Raw genomic sequence first — 16,878 nt, forward strand, 5'->3', positions numbered from 1 at the left:
CCCAGTAGATGTAGTCTGCATCCGTCCTGCCGCCCGCCCGGACGGACGAAACAGGGACGTAGCACGGGGGTGGCCGTGGGGCACGCAATAGACACGCTGGACGCCGGTGGCTCAACCGGACGCGGAGGGCGGGCAGTCGGGCCGCGCCGCGCCCGGCTCTTCGTGGCGCAGGTGCTGCGCGGCCAGGCCCAGGTCACCTTCCTGCCGAGCGCCGCCGCGGGCGCCGTCTTCAGCGTGGCGCTCTTCGCGGCGGGCTGGGAGTACGGGGTCTACGGACTGGTCGGCACCGCCGTGGGCACGGCCACGGCACGGCTCCTCGGCGTGGACCACGAACGCGTCTCGCCCGGCCTGGAAGGCTTCAACGCCTGTCTGACGGCGCTCTGTTTCGCGGTCTTCCTGGGCGCGGACCATGTGTCGACGGCTCTGGTCACGGTCGCGGGCTGTGTGGTCGTCACGGTCGTGACGGCGGCCGTGGTCCGGCTGCTCGGCGTCTGGGGCCTGCCCTCGCTCACCCTCCCGTACTGTCTGCTCGCCACCGCGGTGACCATCGCCGCGCCCGGCTTCGGACGGCTCTGGCACACCGGCCAGGGGCAGGCCGCGCTCCCCCTGCCCGCGTCGGGCACGACCGTCGTCGAACCGGCCGAGCTCGCACGGGGGTTCTTCGCAGGCTTCGCCCAGATCTTCTTCATGCCGCAGTGGTACGTGGGTGCCCTGCTGCTGCTCGGCCTCGTCGTCGCCGGGCCCCGCACGGCGGCCGTCGCGTGCCTCGGCAACGCCGTGGGCGTCGCGACCGCGTGGGGGCTCGGCGCGCCCGCGGCGCGGATCGCCGACGGCACGATGGGCTACAACGCCGTGCTCGTGTCCCTCGCCCTGTGCGGCGTCTTCCTGCCCGCCCGGGCGGCGACCCTCACGTACGCGCTCGTGGGGGCCGCCGCGTCGACGGCGCTCGGTCCCGCGGTGTCGGCGCTCTTCGCGCCCTCCGGCGGGCACACCTTCACCTGGCCGTTCGTCCTGACCACGTTCGTGTTCCTGGCCGGGGCCAAGTCCTTTCCGCGGCTGACCGGTTCGGACGACGGGGACTGATCAGAAGACGACCAGCGCCCGGCCGCCCTTGCCCGCGATCATGTTCTCGAAGGCCGCCGGAATGCCGTCGAGCCCGATCCGGTCGGTCACCATGACCCCCAGGTCCAGGCGCCCCGCCCTGATGTGTCCGGCCAGGACGGGCAGGTCCACCGTCGGATCGCAGTTGCCGTACACACAGCCCGACAGGGTCCTGCCCCAGTGGAAGAGCTCCAGGGCGTTGAAGGTGACCTGCTGGTCCTTGCCGCCGATGCCGACGACCGTGGTGCGGCCGCCGCGCCGCGTCGACTCCCAGGCCGTACGGATCGTCACCGCGCGGCCCACGCACTCCACCGCCACGTCCACGCCCTGGCCGCCGGTGAGCTTGCGGATGTCGCGGGCGGTCGTCTCCGACGCCACCACGTAGTCCGTGGCACCGGCCGAGCGGGCCAGCTCCTCCTTCTCCGGGGAGACGTCGACGGCGACGATCTGTCCGGCGCCCGCGATCCTGGCCGCCTGCAGCGTGGCGAGGCCCACCCCGCCGACGCCGAACACCGCGACGCTCTCGCCCTCGCGGACCCGCGCCGAGTGGTGCACGGCGCCGTACCCGGTCAGGACGGCGCAGCCGAGCAGCGCCGCGTCGGTGAGCGGGACGCCGTCCGGCACCGGCAGGACGCAGTGGGCGGCGACCACCGTCTCCTCGGCGAACGCGGCGACGTTCAGACCGGGGTGGAGGCCGCTGCCGTCCTGTCGCCGGGCGTAGACGTCCGCGGCGCCCGCGAGGGCGTTTCCGCAGAGCCACACCTCGCCGATCGAGCAGGCGTGACAACTGCCGCAGGACGGCGCCCAGTTCAGGACGACCCCGGCGCCGGGTGCGACGTGCGTGACGCCCTCGCCGACGGAGACCACGGTGCCCGCTCCCTCGTGACCGAGGACGGCGGGCACCGGCACCCGCATCGTGCCGTTGGTCAGGGACAGGTCGGAGTGGCAGACCCCGGCGGCGGCGAGGCGCACCCGGACCTGGCCGGGCCCCGGCTCCGGCAGGTCGATCTCGGCGATCTCCAGCGGGGAGCCGACGGCGGGCAGGATGGCGGCGCGGACCACGTTCACGTACTCCTTGGGTCGGAAAACTGCACGGACGGCGACGGGCGGGTCAGAACTGCAGGGACTTCGTCTGGAGGTACTCGGTCAGGCCGTGCGCGCCCAGTTCGCGGCCGACGCCCGACTGCTTGTAGCCGCCGAAGGGGGCGAGGGGGTTGAAGCTGCCGCCGTTGATGTCGACCTGGCCGGTGTCCATCCGGCGGGCGAACGCCACCGCCTCCGCGTCGTCGGCCGCCCACACCGCGCCCGCGAGCCCGTACACGGTGCCGTTGGCGATGCGCAGGGCGTCGCCCTCGTCCTCGTACCGGATGATCGAGACCACCGGGCCGAAGATCTCCTCCTGGGCGATGGTCATCTCGGGGGTCACGTCCGCGAAGACGGTGGGCTGGACGAAGTAGCCCTTCTCCTTGGGCGATTCGGGGCCGCCCGCCACGATCCGGGCGCCCTCCTGGACGCCCTTCTCGATGTAGCCGCGCACGCGCGCCTGCTGCTTGGCGTTGACGACGGGGCCGATGCGGTCGCCGTACTTGGCGGCCGCGGCCGCGGCGAGCTCCACCGCCTCGTCGTACCGGTCGGTGTGCACCAGCATGCGGGTCCAGGCGCTGCATGTCTGGCCGGAGTTGGACATGACGTTGGCGACGCCCACGTTGACGGCCTTGGCGAGGTCGGCGCTCGGCAGGATGACGTTGGCCGACTTGCCGCCGAGCTCCAGGGCGACGCGCTTGACGGCCGCGCCCGCGGTGGCGCCGATCTGCTTGCCGACCGCCGTCGAGCCCGTGAACGAGACGAGGTCGACGCCCTCGTGCTCGGCGAGCGCCTGCCCCGCGACCGGGCCGAGGCCGGTGACGAGGTTGAACACGCCTGCGGGCACGCCCGCCTCGTGCACCGCCTCGGCGAAGAGCTGGGCGGTGATCGGGGTGTCCTCGGCGGGCTTGAGGACGACCGTGCAGCCCGCGGCGAGGGCGGGGGCCACCTTGTTGACGATCTGGTGGAGGGGGTAGTTCCAGGGGGTGATCGCGCCGACCACGCCGACCGGCTCCAGATAGACGGTGGAGTTGCCGACCTTCTCCTGGAAGGGGTGGTTCGCGGCGAGCTCGGCGTACGAACCGGAGACCAGGATCGGCACGCCCGCGTGCACGGCCTGCGAGAAGGGCAGCGGCGCGCCCAGCTCGGCGGTGACGGTCTCGGCGACCTCGTCCTTGCGGGCGACGAGCCGGTCGCGGACCGCGCCGATCAGGGCGGCACGCTCGGCGGGCGGGGTGGCGGCCCAGCCGGGCAGGGCGGCGCGGGCGGCACGGACCGCGGTGTCGACGTCCTCCGCGGTACCGGCCGGGACCTGGCCGACCGGCTGTTCGTCGGCCGGGTTCAGGACCGTGATGGTGTCGGTGCCCGCGGCCGGTCGCCAGGCACCGTCGATGTACATCCCGTCGTGGGCCTTCATGGCATTCCTCCAGGTAGACGTCCGCGATACAAACTAGCGCTGATAGTTTTCTGACACCAGGGGCATCAGGGGACCGGGCCCGCGCAGCGCCGTACCGTGCCGTGCCGCCGCGCGCCGCTCCGTGCCGGGCGCCGCTGCCACCTGGTGTGCGCGGCTCCCCTGTGCTGAGGTGCACGGGACCCCGGAACACTCGCGACACGCCCCCCGGAGAGTGACCTTGCAGAGCCTGACCTTCGTCATCGGCACGGGCCGCAGCGGCTCCACCGCGCTGTCCCGCATCCTCAACAGCCACCCTGACGTACTCAGCCTCAACGAGTACATGGCCTCGGTGGGTGAGGCGTCCTTCCCCGAAGGCCCGCTGTCGGGCGCGGAGTTCTGGGAGACCCTCTTCCGGCCCACCTCGTACTTCGCGGGCATGCTCCGCAGCGGAGTGCCGATGCCGGAGTTCCTCTACACCCGCGCCCCCGGCCGGTACGCACCGGAGACCACCGGCATCCCCGCCCTCTCCCTCATGGTGCTGCCGCACCTCACCGACGACCCCGACGGCCTGCTCGACGAGATCCGCGCGGCGGTCGTCGAGTGGCCCGAGCGCGCCGCCGCCGCACACCACGAGGCGCTCTTCGAGTGGCTCGGCGCCCGGTTCGGCCGCACGGCCGTCGTGGAGCGCTCCGGCTACTCGACGGGCTGGGTGCCGCAGTTGCGTACCGCCTTCCCGTACGCGAAGTTCGTGCACCTCTTCCGGGACGGTCCTGACTGCGCCCTCTCCATGAGCCGCCACTCCGGGTACCGCGTGATCAGCCTGCTGCGGGAGATCGGCGAGCTGACGGGCGTCGAGAGCCCCGGCGACCTGACGGCGGAGCAGGTGCGCGCCCTGCCGCCGGAACTCGCGCCGCTCCTCGGCGAGCGCTTCGACCCCGCCCTCGTGCGGGACCGCAGCTACCCCCTGCCGCGGTTCGGCGACCTGTGGTCCGAACTGGTCGCCCAGGGCGTGCGTTTCCTCGACGACCTGCCCGAAGGCCAGCACATGACGCTCGGCTACGAGGACCTGCTCGACGCCCCGCACGAAGAGCTCGCCCGGCTCGCCGCGTTCGTCGGGGTCGAGCCGGATCCCGGATGGCTGGCGGGCGCCTGCGCACAGCTCGACCACGGCCGCCGCGGCTCCGCCCGGAAGCAGCTGACGGACGCCGAGTTCGACGAGCTGCGGGAGCGATGTACCGCGGGCACCCTGGCGCTCCGGGCGGCTGCGCGCCATTCCGGTTGAGCCGCCCGACCGGCTCGACGAGGACTCCCCCGGAGAGGAATCCGACTCCACGTCGAGCCGCGCTCCACCCCTCCTTCAGATGCACGCAAGGCCTCCGACCAGCGCCTCGTCCGCTCAGCGGACGGTGCGGGGGTGCGCGCGGCCCATGCGTCCCGCCCCCGCCCCGAGCTGTTTTCCGGACACACCCCACGCATTCCTCCCGTATTCGATTTCAGATACGTGAAAGACGCATGACAAGGCGTCAACTCTCTTGCTCCGGGCGGGTGGAGCGGCCACGCTACTCATCGCGACGGGAGCGGCACTCACCGCTCCCATCTGTGTGTGCGATCCCGCGCACACCCCCCACAGTCGCGTCGCCCGACTCCGGGCACGCCGCCTATGAGGAGGACTCCCTCGTAATGGCCATGCTTCGCAGCAAGAAGACTGTGATCGCCGCGGCGATCTCGACCGCCACCGCCGCCGCGGTTCTCGGTGCGGTCACCGCCCTGCCCGCCCAGGCCGCCCCCGCCGAGGGCCATGTGATCGCGGCGGGCTCCGCCGACGCGATCAAGGGCAGTTACCTCGTCACGCTGAAGGACGACTCGGGCCTGAAGGCCGCCACGAGCCAGGGCAAGGGCCTGATATCCGAGTACGGCGGCTCGGTGCAGAAGACCTTCAAGTCCGCGCTCAACGGCTACTCCGCGAAGCTGAGCGCGACGGAGGCGAAGAGACTGGCCGCCGATCCCGCGGTCGCCTCCGTCGAGCAGAACCAGAGACTCCACGTCGATGCGACCCAGTCCAACGCCCCCTGGGGCCTGGACCGCATCGACCAGCCGAAGCTGCCGCTGTCCGGCACCTACACCTACCCGGACAGCGCGGGAACCGGCGTCACCGCGTACGTGATCGACACCGGTGTGCGGATCACGCACTCCGAGATCAGCGGCCGCGCGGTGAACGGCTACGACGCCGTCGACGGCGACAACACCGCCCAGGACGGCAACGGCCACGGCACGCACGTCGCCACGACCATCGCGGGCAAGACGTACGGCGTCGCGAAGAAGGCCAAGATCGTGGCCGTCCGCGTGCTCGACAACAACGGCTCAGGCACCACCGCCGGTGTCGTCGCGGGCATCGACTGGGTGACGAGCAACCACGCCGCGGGCGCCCCTGCCGTGGCCAACATGTCGCTCGGCGGCGGCGCCTCCACCACGCTCGACAACGCGGTGAAGAATTCCATCGCCGACGGCGTCACCTACGCGGTCGCGGCGGGCAACGACAACTCCAACGCCGCCAACACCTCGCCCGCCCGCGTCCCCACGGCCATCACGGTCGGCGCCACCAGCAACACGGACGCCAGGGCCAGCTTCTCCAACTACGGCTCGGTCCTGGACATCTTCGCGCCCGGCGTGAACATCAAGGCGGGCTGGAACACGAGCGACACGGCGACCAACACCATCTCCGGTACGTCGATGGCCACCCCGCACGTCGCGGGCGCGGCGGCGGTCTACCTGGCGGGCCACACCTCGGCCACCCCGGCGCAGGTCTCCTCGGCCCTGACGAACGGTGCCACGCCGAACGTGGTGACCAGCCCCGGTTCGGGTTCGCCGAACAAGCTGCTCAAGATCGTGTCGTAACACTCCGCTCCACACGGTCAGCAGTGCCCCGGAGGCGGCCGGCGCCGTCTCCGGGGCGCTTGCGTGCGCCGAGCCCGGCCGCGACGAACAGCAGCCCGCCCAGCATCACGAACGGCGCCGCCACGCCCGCGACACCCGCGATCAGGCCCGCCGAAGCGGGCGCCGCGACCTGCCCGAGCCGGTTGCCGGTGAGCCGCAGCGCGAGCGCCGTGGAGCGCGCGCCGTCCGGCGCTGCCTGAACGACGGTCGTCATGGAGAGCGGCTGGCCGACGCCGAGGCAGAAGCCGAGCACCGCGAGCACCAGCGCGAGGGCCCACACCGGAACGGGCAGCGCGATGCCCGCGCAGAGCAGCCCGGCGAGCATGCAGGTGGAGGTCAACAGGGCCGTCCTGCCCAGGACTCGGATCAGCGGAGTCATCACCAGACGGCAGGCGATGGTGGCGGCGGCCCGCAGGGAGAGCAGGAGCCCGACGGTGGCGGGCGCGATGCCCCGGTGTTCGCCGACCACCGGCAGATAGGCCGTGAGGATGTCGGTCGCGGAGAGCACGGCGAGGCTGATGAAGATGCCCGCGGGCACGCCACGGGTGCGCAGGATCCCGAGGACCGGTACACGCTCACCACGCTCGGGGGCGGAGTGCTGCCCCTTGTGCTCGATGCGCCACAGCGAGGCGAGGGAGACCGCCGCGACCGCCGCAGAGACGAGCAGGGCGAGGGCGCTGGTGCGGTCCATGTCGGCGCCGATCAGGGCACCGGCGGCGATCGGCCCGACCAGCTGGCCGAGGGAAGCGCCGATGGTGAAGTGGCCGAAGTTCCGGTCCTGTTCGGCGGGCGCGGACTGCCGGGCGACGAGCGACTGCGCGCCGATCACGAAACAGAGGTGCCCGAGCCCCATCACACCGCTCCAGGCCGCCATCGCGGCGAGCGAGCCCGCGGTGCCGCTGAGGGCGCAGCCACCGGCGATCAGGACGACGCCGACGGGCAGCAGGGGCGCGCACCGCCCGTGGTCGGTCCTGCGCCCGAGCGGTACCGCCGCGAAGAGCGGAAGCAGCGCGTACACGCCCGCGATGACGCCGATGGCCCGCTCGTCGGCGCCCAGCGCGAGAGCCCGGTAGGAGACGGCGGGCCGCGCCATCGACACCGCCCCCTGCGCGAAGCTGAAGGCGATGACGAGACGGAGCAGCCAGCCCCTGCCACCGGGCCCGGATGACGCGGTCGGCATCAGATGATGCCGAAGAGGATTCCGGCGCCGAGCACGACCAGCGAGGTGAGCACGGCCCATTTGACGGTGAACTTGGTGTGGTCGCCGAACTCGACCTTGGCCATGCCGACCAGCACGTACACGGCGGGCACCAGCGGGCTCGACATGTGCAGGGCCTGACCGGCGATGGAGGCGCGGGCGATCTCCAGGGTGGAGACGCCGTGCGCCTGGCCCGCCTCGGCGAGGACCGGCAGGACGCCGAAGTAGAAGCCGTCGTTGGACATGAAGTACGTGAGCGGGATGGAGAGCAGCCCGGTCACCAGGCCCATCTGCGGTCCCATGCCCTCGGGGATGGCGTCGACGAGCCAGTCGGCCATGTGGTCGACCATGCCGGTGCCCTGGAGCACGCCGGTGAAGACGGCGGCCGCGAAGACCATGCCGGTGACGTTGAGGACGTTCTCGGCGTGGGCGCCGATGCGGGCCTTCTGGTCGGGCATGTGCGGGAAGTTGACGGTGAGGGCGAGCGCGGCGCCGAGCAGGAAGAGCACCGGGATCGGCAGCCACTCCATGATCATGGCGGTGAGCAGCAGGACGGTGAGGCCCGCGTTGAACCAGTAGAGCTTGGGGCGCAGGGTGGGGCGGTTCGGGTCGAGCCCCTGGAAGCCGTCGTCGTCGCTCTCGCTCGCTCCCTCGCTCTCGGGTGCGCCCGCGTCGGTGCCGCCGCCCGCGCCCCCGGTGGTCTTCTTCGTGAGCGACGTACGGCTGTCGCCGTCGCCCCCGGTGCCGACGAGGACCGTCTCCGTCTCCTGCTCCTTCTCCAGGACCTCGTCCAGGGAGAGGATGCCGAGCCGCTTGCGCTCCCGCAGGCCCAGTGCGTACGAGAGGACGAAGACGGCGACCAGGCCCATGGCGAGCGCCGGGATCATCGGGACGAAGATGTCGGACGCGTCGACCTTCAGGGCGGTGGCGGCGCGGGCGGTCGGGCCGCCCCAGGGCAGGGTGTTCATGACGCCGTTGGCGGTCGCGGCGACGCCCGTCATCACGACCAGGCTCATCTTGAGGCGCTTGTACAGCGGATACATCGCCGAGACCGTGATCATGAAGGTCGTCGAGCCGTCGCCGTCGAGGGAGACGATCGCGGCGAGCACGGCGGTGCCCACCACGATGCGCACCGGGTCCGCCTTGCAGAAGCGCAGGATGCCCCGGACGATCGGGTCGAAGAGGCCGACGTCGATCATGACGCCGAAGTACACGATGGCGAACATGAGCATGGCCGCCGTGGGCGCCAGATTGCCGACGCCTTCGAGGACGTAGTCCCCGAGATGGGCGCCCTTTCCGACGAATACGCAGAAGAGCGCGGGGATCAGCACCAGTGCCGCGATCGGCGACATCTTCTTCATCATGATCAGCACCAGGAAGGTGGCGATCATGATGAATCCGAGGATTGTCAGCATGGGGGCTACCTAACGTTCACCATCGAACTCCCACCAGGTCTGGCGGTCCGGATGACGTTAGGACCGGCCATCAAGCGTTAACAAGATGTTGACGCGCGAGCAATAAGCGCAAAACTCCTGGTCACGGCCGTGTGTCGGGGACGTCAAGGAGGATCACGCCGTTGGCGGGTCAGTCCGTCGGCGAGCGCGGGGCGCCAGGAGGCGTACAACTGGCTCTCGCCCACGTGCTGTTGACCGATCCCGTGGACGCACACCACTCGCCCCATGTCCCCCCCTCTGCCCACCGTCGGGTGCGATCACCTCAGTGTCGGGCCCCGCCCCCTCCTCAGTCCAGCGACCGTGCGAAGTAGGCGTGCAGCAGGATCCGTGCCTCGTCGACGAGCGCCGGGTCGCCCGAGGGGACGGCGCGGAAGGCCAGTTGGAGGACCGCGTCGACCGCCTCGACGCCGACGAGGATGGTGCGGCGCAGGGCGGCGTCGAGCGGGCGGTTCAGATGGTCGGCGAGCACGGCGGCCACCCGCTCCGCCACCTGCGAGTTCGCGTCCGGCATCGCGTCCGGCGCGGAGGGGACGCCGAAGTCGACGAGGCCGAAGCCGGGGACGGTGCGCATCATCGCCAGGTACTCGTCGAAGGCCGCGTCGACGGCGCCGCGCCAGTCGCCGTGCTCGACGCCGGCCACACGGGCGGCCACCCGTTCGGCGTACGCGTCGAGGTTGCGGTGGGCCAGCGCGTCCGTGAGCGCCCTCTTGTTGCCGAAGAACCGGTAGACCGAGCCGATCGGGACGCCCGCGCGCTGGGCCACGGCGCGGGTGGTGAGGCCTTCGTAGCCGGTCTCGTCCAGGACGGCGGCGCAGGCGTCGAGGATCCGGGTCAGCCGCTCGGCGCTGCGCTCCTGCACGGGGACGCGCCTCATTGAGGCCGGGGCAGCTGGGACGGCCGGGGCAGCCGGGGGCCTCGGGTCCTTGGGCGGGTTCGGGTGGGGCATCCCGGGAGAGTAGAGCATCGCTCACATTCCCGCTTCCCCTTGCGGAAGGAAAACACGAATCCTACGGTGTTCCATAGGAATCACTGATGAGGGAGCGGTGTGATGAGCGGGGACCACGCAGGTAACGCGGGCCGAGCGGATGCGAACCGGACGGACGCGGACGCCCACGACGCACGCAAGACCGCCGAAGGGCTGACCTACCTCTCCGGCTTCGGTAACGAACACAGCTCCGAAGCCGTGCCCGGCGCACTGCCGCACGGCCGCAACTCGCCCCAGCGCGCACCCCTCGGTCTCTACGCCGAGCAGCTGAGCGGCAGCGCCTTCACCGAGCCCCGCGCGCACAACCGCCGCTCGTGGCTGTACCGCATCCGCCCCTCGGCCGCGCACCCGCAGTTCACGCGCGTCGACAACGGCGCGGTGCGCACGGCCCCCTTCGCCGAGTCGGTCCCCGACCCGAACCGGCTGCGCTGGAACCCGCTCCCCGAGCCCGCGCCCGGCACGGACTTCCTCGCGGGCCTGTGGACGCTGGGCGGCAACGGCGACGCGACCCAGCGCACCGGCATGGGCATTCACCTGTACCACGCCAACTCCTCGATGACGGACCGCGTGTTCAGCGACGCCGACGGCGAGCTGCTCGTCGTGCCCGAGCAGGGCGGGCTGCTGCTGCGCACCGAGTTCGGGCTGCTGCACGCCGAGCCCGGTGAGGTCGCACTCATCCCGCGCGGCGTCCGCTTCCGCGTGGAGCTCCTCGACGCGACCGCCCGTGGGTACGTGTGCGAGAACTACGGCGCCCCCTTCCAGCTCCCCGACCTCGGCCCGATCGGCGCCAACGGCCTGGCGAACGCCAGGGACTTCCGCGCTCCCGTCGCCGCGTACGAGGACGTCGAGGGCCCGGTGGAGGTGGTGAACAAGTTCTGCGGCAACCTGTGGCGCGCGACGTACGACCACTCCCCGCTCGACGTCGTCGCCTGGCACGGCAACCACGTCCCGTACGTGTACGACCTGCACCGCTTCAACGTGATCGGCTCGATCAGCTACGACCACCCGGACCCGTCGATCTTCACCGTGCTCACCTCGCCGTCCGACACCCCGGGCCTCGCGGGCGTCGACTTCGTGGTGTTCGCGCCGCGCTGGCTGGTGGGCGAGGACACCTTCCGTCCGCCGTACTTCCACCGGAACGTGATGAGCGAGTACATGGGCCTGATCGAGGGTGCGTACGACGCGAAGGCGGAGGGCTTCGTCCCGGGCGGCGGCTCGCTGCACAACATGATGTCGGCGCACGGCCCGGACCGCGAGACGTTCGAGAAGGCGTCCGCCGCCGAACTCAAGCCGCAGAAGATCGACGACGGCCTTGCCTTCATGTTCGAGACCCGGTGGCCGGTGACGGCGACGGAACAGGCGGCCGGGGCGTCCCACCTGCAGCGCGGCTACGACGACGTGTGGCAGGGTCTGGAGCGCCACTTCCGTAACTGATTCGGAGAGACCGTGACCGCTTTCGCCCCGGACTCGATCGTCCTGAATCGGAAGTTGCCGCTCTGGTATCAGGTGTCGCAGTCCCTGCGCGCCTCGATACTCGGCCGCACCCCTGACGCCCCGCTCCGGCTGCCCACCGAGGAGCAGCTTGCGGGGCACTACGGGGTGAGCGTGCTGACCATGCGGCAGGCGCTCAAGGAGCTGGAGGACGAGGGTCTCATCACCCGCCACCGGCGGCGCGGCACCTTCATCGAGCCGAGCGCCCGGCGCGGCTCCCCCGTCCGCCTGCTGGGCTCGGTCGACGCGATCGTGGCCCAGCAGTCGGGCATGACCACCCGCCTGCTGGACCACGGCACCACCCCGCTCCCCGGCGAACTCGCCGGGCACTTCCCCGGCGCGGCCGAGGTGGCGACGTACCACCGGCTGCGCAGCGACGAGAAGACGGGCGAGCCGACCAACCACGCCCGCAACTACATCCGGCCCGAACTCGCGGCCCGCATCGACCTGGACGACCTGGTGCGCTGGCCCATGACGAAGGTCCTGCGCGACGTGGTGGGCGTCCGCATCAGCCGCATCACCGACACCGTCGAGGCCACGCTGGCCGACCCGGAGACCGCGCGGCTCCTCGAAGTCCCGCTGCTCAGCCCGATCCTGCACTACACCGGCGTGACGTACGACGAGGAGGGCCGCACGCTGGACGTGGCCCGCATCCACTACCGCGGCGACCGCTTCTCCTTCTCGGTCACGCTCGACGCGACGTGACGGGACCGGGCGGGCACGTCGTACGATGCCGGGCGTGACGCACGACGAAGCGCCGCTGCTCGCGGACCTCATGCCGTGGTCCGTCGCACCGCTCCGGCCGGGCCGCGGGTGGCCGATGGGCCCTGACGCCGCATCCCTGAAGGCCCGTTGGGACACCTTCGTCCGCTCCCGGGGACCGGACCGCGAGGCCCTCTTCCGCCCCACGCGCGCCCGCACCCTGCACACCGCGGTCGCCCAGCTGCCCGGCCACGGCGGCGGAACGGGCCGCCTGGCCAAGGAGACAGGGCCCTGCCCCGAGCCCGTGCGCGTCCTGCACGGCCCCTTCGACGAGCAGTGGCTGATCCCCGACCACCGCCTCCTCGACGTCGCACGGCCCGAGCTGTGGCGGGTGGCGGGCAAGGGGCAGCTCTTCGCCGTCGAGCAGGGGTACGTTCCCGGGGCCGCGGGACCCGCCGTCCTCGCGTCGGGGGTGCTGCCGGACGGCCGCTCCCCGGCGGGGCGGCCGGGGCGGATCCGGCCGCTGTTCCGGCGCCCCGGGGGCCAGGAGCCGAATGTGGCGCCGGGGCTGCTCACCCATCTGTCGGACCTGCTCGGCCGCGAGGTCGCCGCGCGCGATCTGCTGGCGTGGGTGCTCGTGACCGGCACCGGCTCCGCGGCGGGCTGCCGGGTGCCGCTCACCCGCGACGCCGGTGTCTGGGCGCGGGGCGTGGAGCTCGGGCGGCGGCTGCTCTGGCTGCAGCTGCGCGGCAACGGCGAGCGGCCGAAGCTGCCCGGCGGCCGCAGGCCCTACGTCCGGGCGCCGCTGCCCGCCCGGCCCGCCGCCCTGTCGTACGACACCGAGGACGAGGTCCTCCGGGTCGGCGACGAGGGCGTCATCTCGCCGGTGCCGCGGGAGGCGTGGGAGTACGAGGTGAGCGGTGTGCGCGTCGTCGAGCGCTGGTTCGCGCTGCGCACGGAGGCGGCCGAGGCGGGGACGCTGGCGGCCGTCCGGCCCGGCACGTGGCCCCGGGCGTGGACGTCGGAACTGCTCGAACTGATCACCGTGCTCGCCCTGCTGGCAGAACTCGCGCCCGACCAGAAGGAGTTGACCGACTCCCTCGGCTCAGGGATCACCGGGGACGAGCTGCGCGGCGCGGGCGTCCTGCCCGTGCCCGACACCGCGCGGCGGCCCGCGTCCGTCCTCGACCACCACGAAGAGGGCCCCGACGGACAGTTCGCCCTGCTTTAGGGCCCCGGGCTCCAGGGCTCCGGACCCTAGGACTCCGGGCGGAACGAGTCGAGGAGCCTGCGCAGCGCCCGCTCGAAGCTCTCGTCCGCGTCACCGGGCGGCGGCGCCTGCGCCAGCATCCCCGCGAGCCGCGGATACGCCCCGTCCGCCAACTGCCCGGCCAGATAGGCGAACCGGGCCTCCTGCTCCTGCTCCGGCGACCAGGGCAGACCCCTGGTGCGCTCGGCGACGGCGATCTCGTTGGCCACGGACGTCATCGCCGTGCCGTTGACCACGGCGATGAGCTCCATCTTGGTGCCGTAGGGCACGTCGAGGCCCTCCAGGACGCCGAGGCAGTGCTCCAGGTACCGCAGCGCGTTCGGGCTGAGGCCGTAGACCGTCGACATCACGCGCACCATCCACGGGTGCCGGTGCAGGATCACCCGGCTCTGCCGTCCGATGCCGAGCATCCCGGCGTACCAGTCGCCGCCCACCGCCTCCTCGGCCAGCTCGTACTCACCGCTGACCGCGTCGACCATCAGCTCGTACAGGTCCTCCTTGCGCGGCACGTAGTTGTACAGCGACATCGTGCCGCAGCCCAGCTCACCCGCCACCCGCCGCATGGAGACCGCGTCGATGCCGTCCGCGTCGGCGATGCGGACGGCCGCCGCCGCGATGTCGGCCCTGCTGTACGCGGGCTTGGGGCCGCGGCCCGCACGCTCGGGGCGCGCCCAGATCACTTCGGGAGTGGCCGATCGGCCCGCCATTGATCATCACCTCGCCCCCCATGTTAGTTACGTACAGCGTACGCAGTGAGGTACCGTGCGGCACATGACTTCTACGTACGCTGTACTTAGTGAAGGTCTGGAGAAGCGCTTCGGCTCCGGCGACACCGCCGTCAGCGCCCTGCGCGGCCTGGACCTGGCCATCCCCGAGGGCACCGTCTGCGGACTCCTCGGCCCCAACGGCGCGGGCAAGACCACCGCCGTGCGGGTGCTCACGACGCTGCAGACCCCGGACGCCGGGACCGCCCGGGTCGCGGGGCACGACGTGGTGCGGGATCCGGCGGGGGTCCGGCGGCGGATCGGCGTCGTCGGCCAGTACGCGTCGGTCGACGGCGATCTGACGGGCCGCGAGAACCTGCGGCTCTTCGCCCGGCTGCTGCGGGCGCCGCGCGGGCGCGCCGATGAACTCCTTGAGCGGTTCGGACTCGTCGAGGCGGCGGAGCGGCCCGCCCGCACCTACTCGGGCGGCATGCGGCGCCGCCTCGACCTCGCGGCGGGCCTGATCGTCCGGCCCGCCGTGCTCTTCCTCGACGAGCCCACGACCGGCCTCGATCCGCACAGCAGGAACGACATCTGGGAGGCCGTGCGGAAGCTGGCCGGGGAGGGCACGACGGTGCTCCTCACGACCCAGTACCTGGAGGAGGCCGATCAGCTGGCCGACGACATCGTGCTGATCGACGGCGGCCGCGCGGCGCACCGCGGCACGCCCGCGGAGCTGAAGGCGCAGATGGGGAGTTACGCGGAGGTCGTCGTCGCGGAGGGCGCGGCGCTGCCCGGCGCGGCGGCGGTCCTCGACCGGCTGACGGGGGCGGAGCCCGTGCTCGACGCGGAGTCCCGCACCGCGGGGGTCGTCACCCTCGATCCCGCGCTCACGCTGCCCCGGATCGTCCGCGAACTGGACGCGGCAGGGGTTCCCGTCGTCGACGCGAGCCTGCGCCGCCCCTCACTGGACGACGTCTTCCTGCGCCTCGTCCCGTGACCCCGACACCCCCTCACGCCCTCCCCCGACCCCCGGAGATCTCCCCCATGAGCGCCATCCTTCACGACGGCACCGCCATGCTCGGCCGACACCTGCGGCGCACCCGGCACGCGCCCGCGATCCTGATCATGACCCAGACGATGCCCATCGTCTTCCTGCTCTTCTTCGGATACGTATTCGGCAGCGCCCTCGCGATGTCCGGCTCCGACTACCGCGCCTACCTCGTGCCGGGCATGCTCGTCGCGACCGCCGCCAACGGCATCATGACCGGCATGTTCACCGCCGCCCAGGACACCCACCGGGGCGTGATGGACCGGCTGCGGACGCTGCCGATGAGCAGGGCGGCGGTGCCGCTCGGGCAGGCGCTCGCCGATCTGGTGACCACCGCGGTGGGGCTCGTGCCGCTGGTGCTCGTCGGGCTCGCCATGGGGTGGCGGATCGAGGGCGGGCCGTTCGCCGCGGCGGGCGCGTTCGGGCTCCTGATGCTCTTCCGGTTCGCGACCACCTGGATCGGGATCCTGCTCGGGCTCGCCTCGCAGAGCGAGGAGGCGGCGGGCCAGCTGGGCGGCGCGACGTTCATGCTGCCGTTGCTCTCGAACGCCTACATCCCGACCGACGGGCTGCCGTCCTGGGTGCGCTTCGTCGCCGAGTGGAATCCGATCAGCGCGGTGGCGACGGCGGTGCGCGACCTGTGCGGCAACGCTCCCGTCCCGACGGACGCCGCCTGGCCGGTCGCACATCCCGTGGCGGGGGCCGTCCTCTGGTCGCTGGTGCTGCTCGCGGCCTGCGTCCCGCTGGCCGTCCGCCGGTACGCGCACGGCACGCGGTAAAGGGTGCCGGACCTTCCCGCTCCAACTACAGCAAAACCGCACCGACCGGGGGAGTTTGGGCATATCGGCCCAGCGGTCGCTGCGGTTTGGCTGAATCTTTGCGGTGTCAACAGGTGCACACGGCACGGGTGTTGTGTGCGGGGTGGTGGATGACTACGGAGCGGAGCGGAGTGGGGGGAAAGATCCGCCGCGGAGCGGCGGTTCAGTCCCGGGGACCACCCGCGGTCAGCGTCCGCCGAACAGCGAACGCCGCAACCGGCGCAGCGGCGCGAAGAGCGAGACACGGCTCACTCGTGCACCCCTGCTGCTGCGGGCGTGCGCGGCGTCACGTGAGGTCAGCTCACGCATCAGCAGCGTCGCCTCGTGCGCCTCGCGCTGCGGGACGGCGGGGCCGCCCAGCACCGAGAGGTGACGGTCGAGACGCGAGCTGCTCGCGCTGCTGCCACAAGTGATCGCAGGGACACGCGCCCTGCTGCGCACTGTTATCTGTTCCATGTCACTCCCCACCCGTACGAGGGCACCCGGCCCAGGGCAGGTTAACCCTATCGCCCCATCGGTACACGCGTGTATCCCGGTCACAGGATTCACCTACCCCGCAAGGAGGTTGACGATTACTCTCCGAATCCAACTGATTCCAGGGCGAGTTGGACAAACACCCTGACAGTGGGTCGGACGGAGGCCGATCGCCCCGTGGGAGGGCGGCGGCAGCCCGCCCTCCGTGCGACCGGTC

15 protein-coding genes are annotated in these 16,878 nt (G+C 72.0%); 8 read left to right on the forward strand and 7 right to left on the reverse strand.

Annotation, left to right across the window (positions count from 1 at the left end):
- Nucleotides 1-75: 75 nt before the first annotated feature.
- On the forward strand, nt 76-1,083 hold the full coding sequence (locus AC068B_RS35100) for an urea transporter (RefSeq protein ID WP_478675558.1): 1,008 nt from the start codon (nt 76-78) through the stop codon (nt 1,081-1,083).
- Here the strand turns inward: AC068B_RS35100 and AC068B_RS35105 are convergent, their stop codons facing one another.
- A complete protein-coding gene (locus tag AC068B_RS35105) occupies nt 1,084-2,163 on the reverse strand; it encodes a Zn-dependent alcohol dehydrogenase (RefSeq protein ID WP_478675653.1) in 1,080 nt (359 codons plus the stop codon).
- Between the two features lie 49 nt (nt 2,164-2,212).
- Nucleotides 2,213-3,601 (reverse strand): aldehyde dehydrogenase family protein, encoded by a 1,389-nt coding sequence (locus AC068B_RS35110; RefSeq protein ID WP_478675559.1) that lies wholly within the window; start codon nt 3,599-3,601, stop codon nt 2,213-2,215.
- A 211-nt stretch (nt 3,602-3,812) separates the two neighbouring features.
- Here AC068B_RS35110 and AC068B_RS35115 point away from each other — a divergent pair, with 211 nt between their 5' ends.
- Together AC068B_RS35115 and AC068B_RS35120 are read left to right on the forward strand one after the other, a co-directional pair.
- The gene (locus AC068B_RS35115; protein ID WP_478675560.1) at nt 3,813-4,862 is read left to right on the forward strand and encodes a sulfotransferase; all 1,050 of its coding nucleotides are present in this window, start codon (nt 3,813-3,815) and stop codon (nt 4,860-4,862) included.
- Nucleotides 4,863-5,260: 398 nt separating this feature from the next.
- Nucleotides 5,261-6,475 (forward strand): S8 family peptidase, encoded by a 1,215-nt coding sequence (locus AC068B_RS35120; RefSeq protein WP_478675561.1) that lies wholly within the window; start codon nt 5,261-5,263, stop codon nt 6,473-6,475.
- On the opposite strand, the gene AC068B_RS35125 is transcribed toward AC068B_RS35120, so the two are convergent.
- From AC068B_RS35125 to AC068B_RS35135, 3 genes are all read right to left on the reverse strand, one after another.
- Complete coding sequence (locus AC068B_RS35125; RefSeq protein WP_478675562.1) at nt 6,459-7,694, reverse strand: MFS transporter; 1,236 nt, start codon at nt 7,692-7,694, stop codon at nt 6,459-6,461. The genes AC068B_RS35120 and AC068B_RS35125 overlap by 17 nt on opposite strands.
- Complete coding sequence (locus AC068B_RS35130; RefSeq protein ID WP_478675563.1) at nt 7,694-9,127, reverse strand: CitMHS family transporter; 1,434 nt, start codon at nt 9,125-9,127, stop codon at nt 7,694-7,696. Before AC068B_RS35130 ends, AC068B_RS35125 begins: the two co-directional genes overlap by 1 nt.
- 325 nt (nt 9,128-9,452) lie before the next feature.
- Complete coding sequence (locus AC068B_RS35135; protein WP_478675564.1) at nt 9,453-10,040, reverse strand: TetR/AcrR family transcriptional regulator; 588 nt, start codon at nt 10,038-10,040, stop codon at nt 9,453-9,455.
- A gap of 174 nt (nt 10,041-10,214) precedes the next feature.
- Here AC068B_RS35135 and hmgA point away from each other — a divergent pair, with 174 nt between their 5' ends.
- Genes hmgA through AC068B_RS35150 form a run of 3 tightly spaced genes read left to right on the forward strand, consistent with a single transcriptional unit; the run spans nt 10,215 to nt 13,575 of the window.
- Nucleotides 10,215-11,585 carry a homogentisate 1,2-dioxygenase gene (gene hmgA / locus AC068B_RS35140; protein ID WP_478675565.1) on the forward strand — a complete coding sequence of 457 codons (1,371 nt, stop codon included), beginning with the start codon at nt 10,215-10,217 and terminating at the stop codon, nt 11,583-11,585.
- 12 nt (nt 11,586-11,597) lie between these two features.
- Nucleotides 11,598-12,347, forward strand: coding sequence for a GntR family transcriptional regulator (locus AC068B_RS35145; protein ID WP_468567999.1), 750 nt, complete (start codon nt 11,598-11,600; stop codon nt 12,345-12,347).
- A gap of 25 nt (nt 12,348-12,372) precedes the next feature.
- The gene (locus tag AC068B_RS35150; RefSeq protein WP_478675566.1) at nt 12,373-13,575 is read left to right on the forward strand and encodes a type ISP restriction/modification enzyme; all 1,203 of its coding nucleotides are present in this window, start codon (nt 12,373-12,375) and stop codon (nt 13,573-13,575) included.
- A gap of 26 nt (nt 13,576-13,601) precedes the next feature.
- Here the strand turns inward: AC068B_RS35150 and AC068B_RS35155 are convergent, their stop codons facing one another.
- On the reverse strand, nt 13,602-14,321 hold the full coding sequence (locus tag AC068B_RS35155) for a TetR/AcrR family transcriptional regulator (RefSeq protein WP_478675567.1): 720 nt from the start codon (nt 14,319-14,321) through the stop codon (nt 13,602-13,604).
- A gap of 64 nt (nt 14,322-14,385) precedes the next feature.
- On the opposite strand from AC068B_RS35155, the gene AC068B_RS35160 reads away from it, so the two are divergent.
- Nucleotides 14,386-15,318 carry an ATP-binding cassette domain-containing protein gene (locus AC068B_RS35160; RefSeq protein WP_478675568.1) on the forward strand — a complete coding sequence of 311 codons (933 nt, stop codon included), beginning with the start codon at nt 14,386-14,388 and terminating at the stop codon, nt 15,316-15,318.
- 47 nt (nt 15,319-15,365) lie between these two features.
- Entirely contained in the window at nt 15,366-16,148 is a 783-nt protein-coding gene (locus tag AC068B_RS35165; protein ID WP_478675569.1) for an ABC transporter permease, read from the forward strand.
- A 225-nt stretch (nt 16,149-16,373) separates the two neighbouring features.
- Here AC068B_RS35165 and AC068B_RS35170 read toward each other — a convergent pair whose 3' ends face one another.
- Nucleotides 16,374-16,643, reverse strand: coding sequence for a hypothetical protein (locus tag AC068B_RS35170; RefSeq protein WP_150166078.1), 270 nt, complete (start codon nt 16,641-16,643; stop codon nt 16,374-16,376).
- Nucleotides 16,644-16,878 lie beyond the last annotated feature (235 nt).

Source organism: Streptomyces sp. NPDC042371, assembly GCF_056437465.1.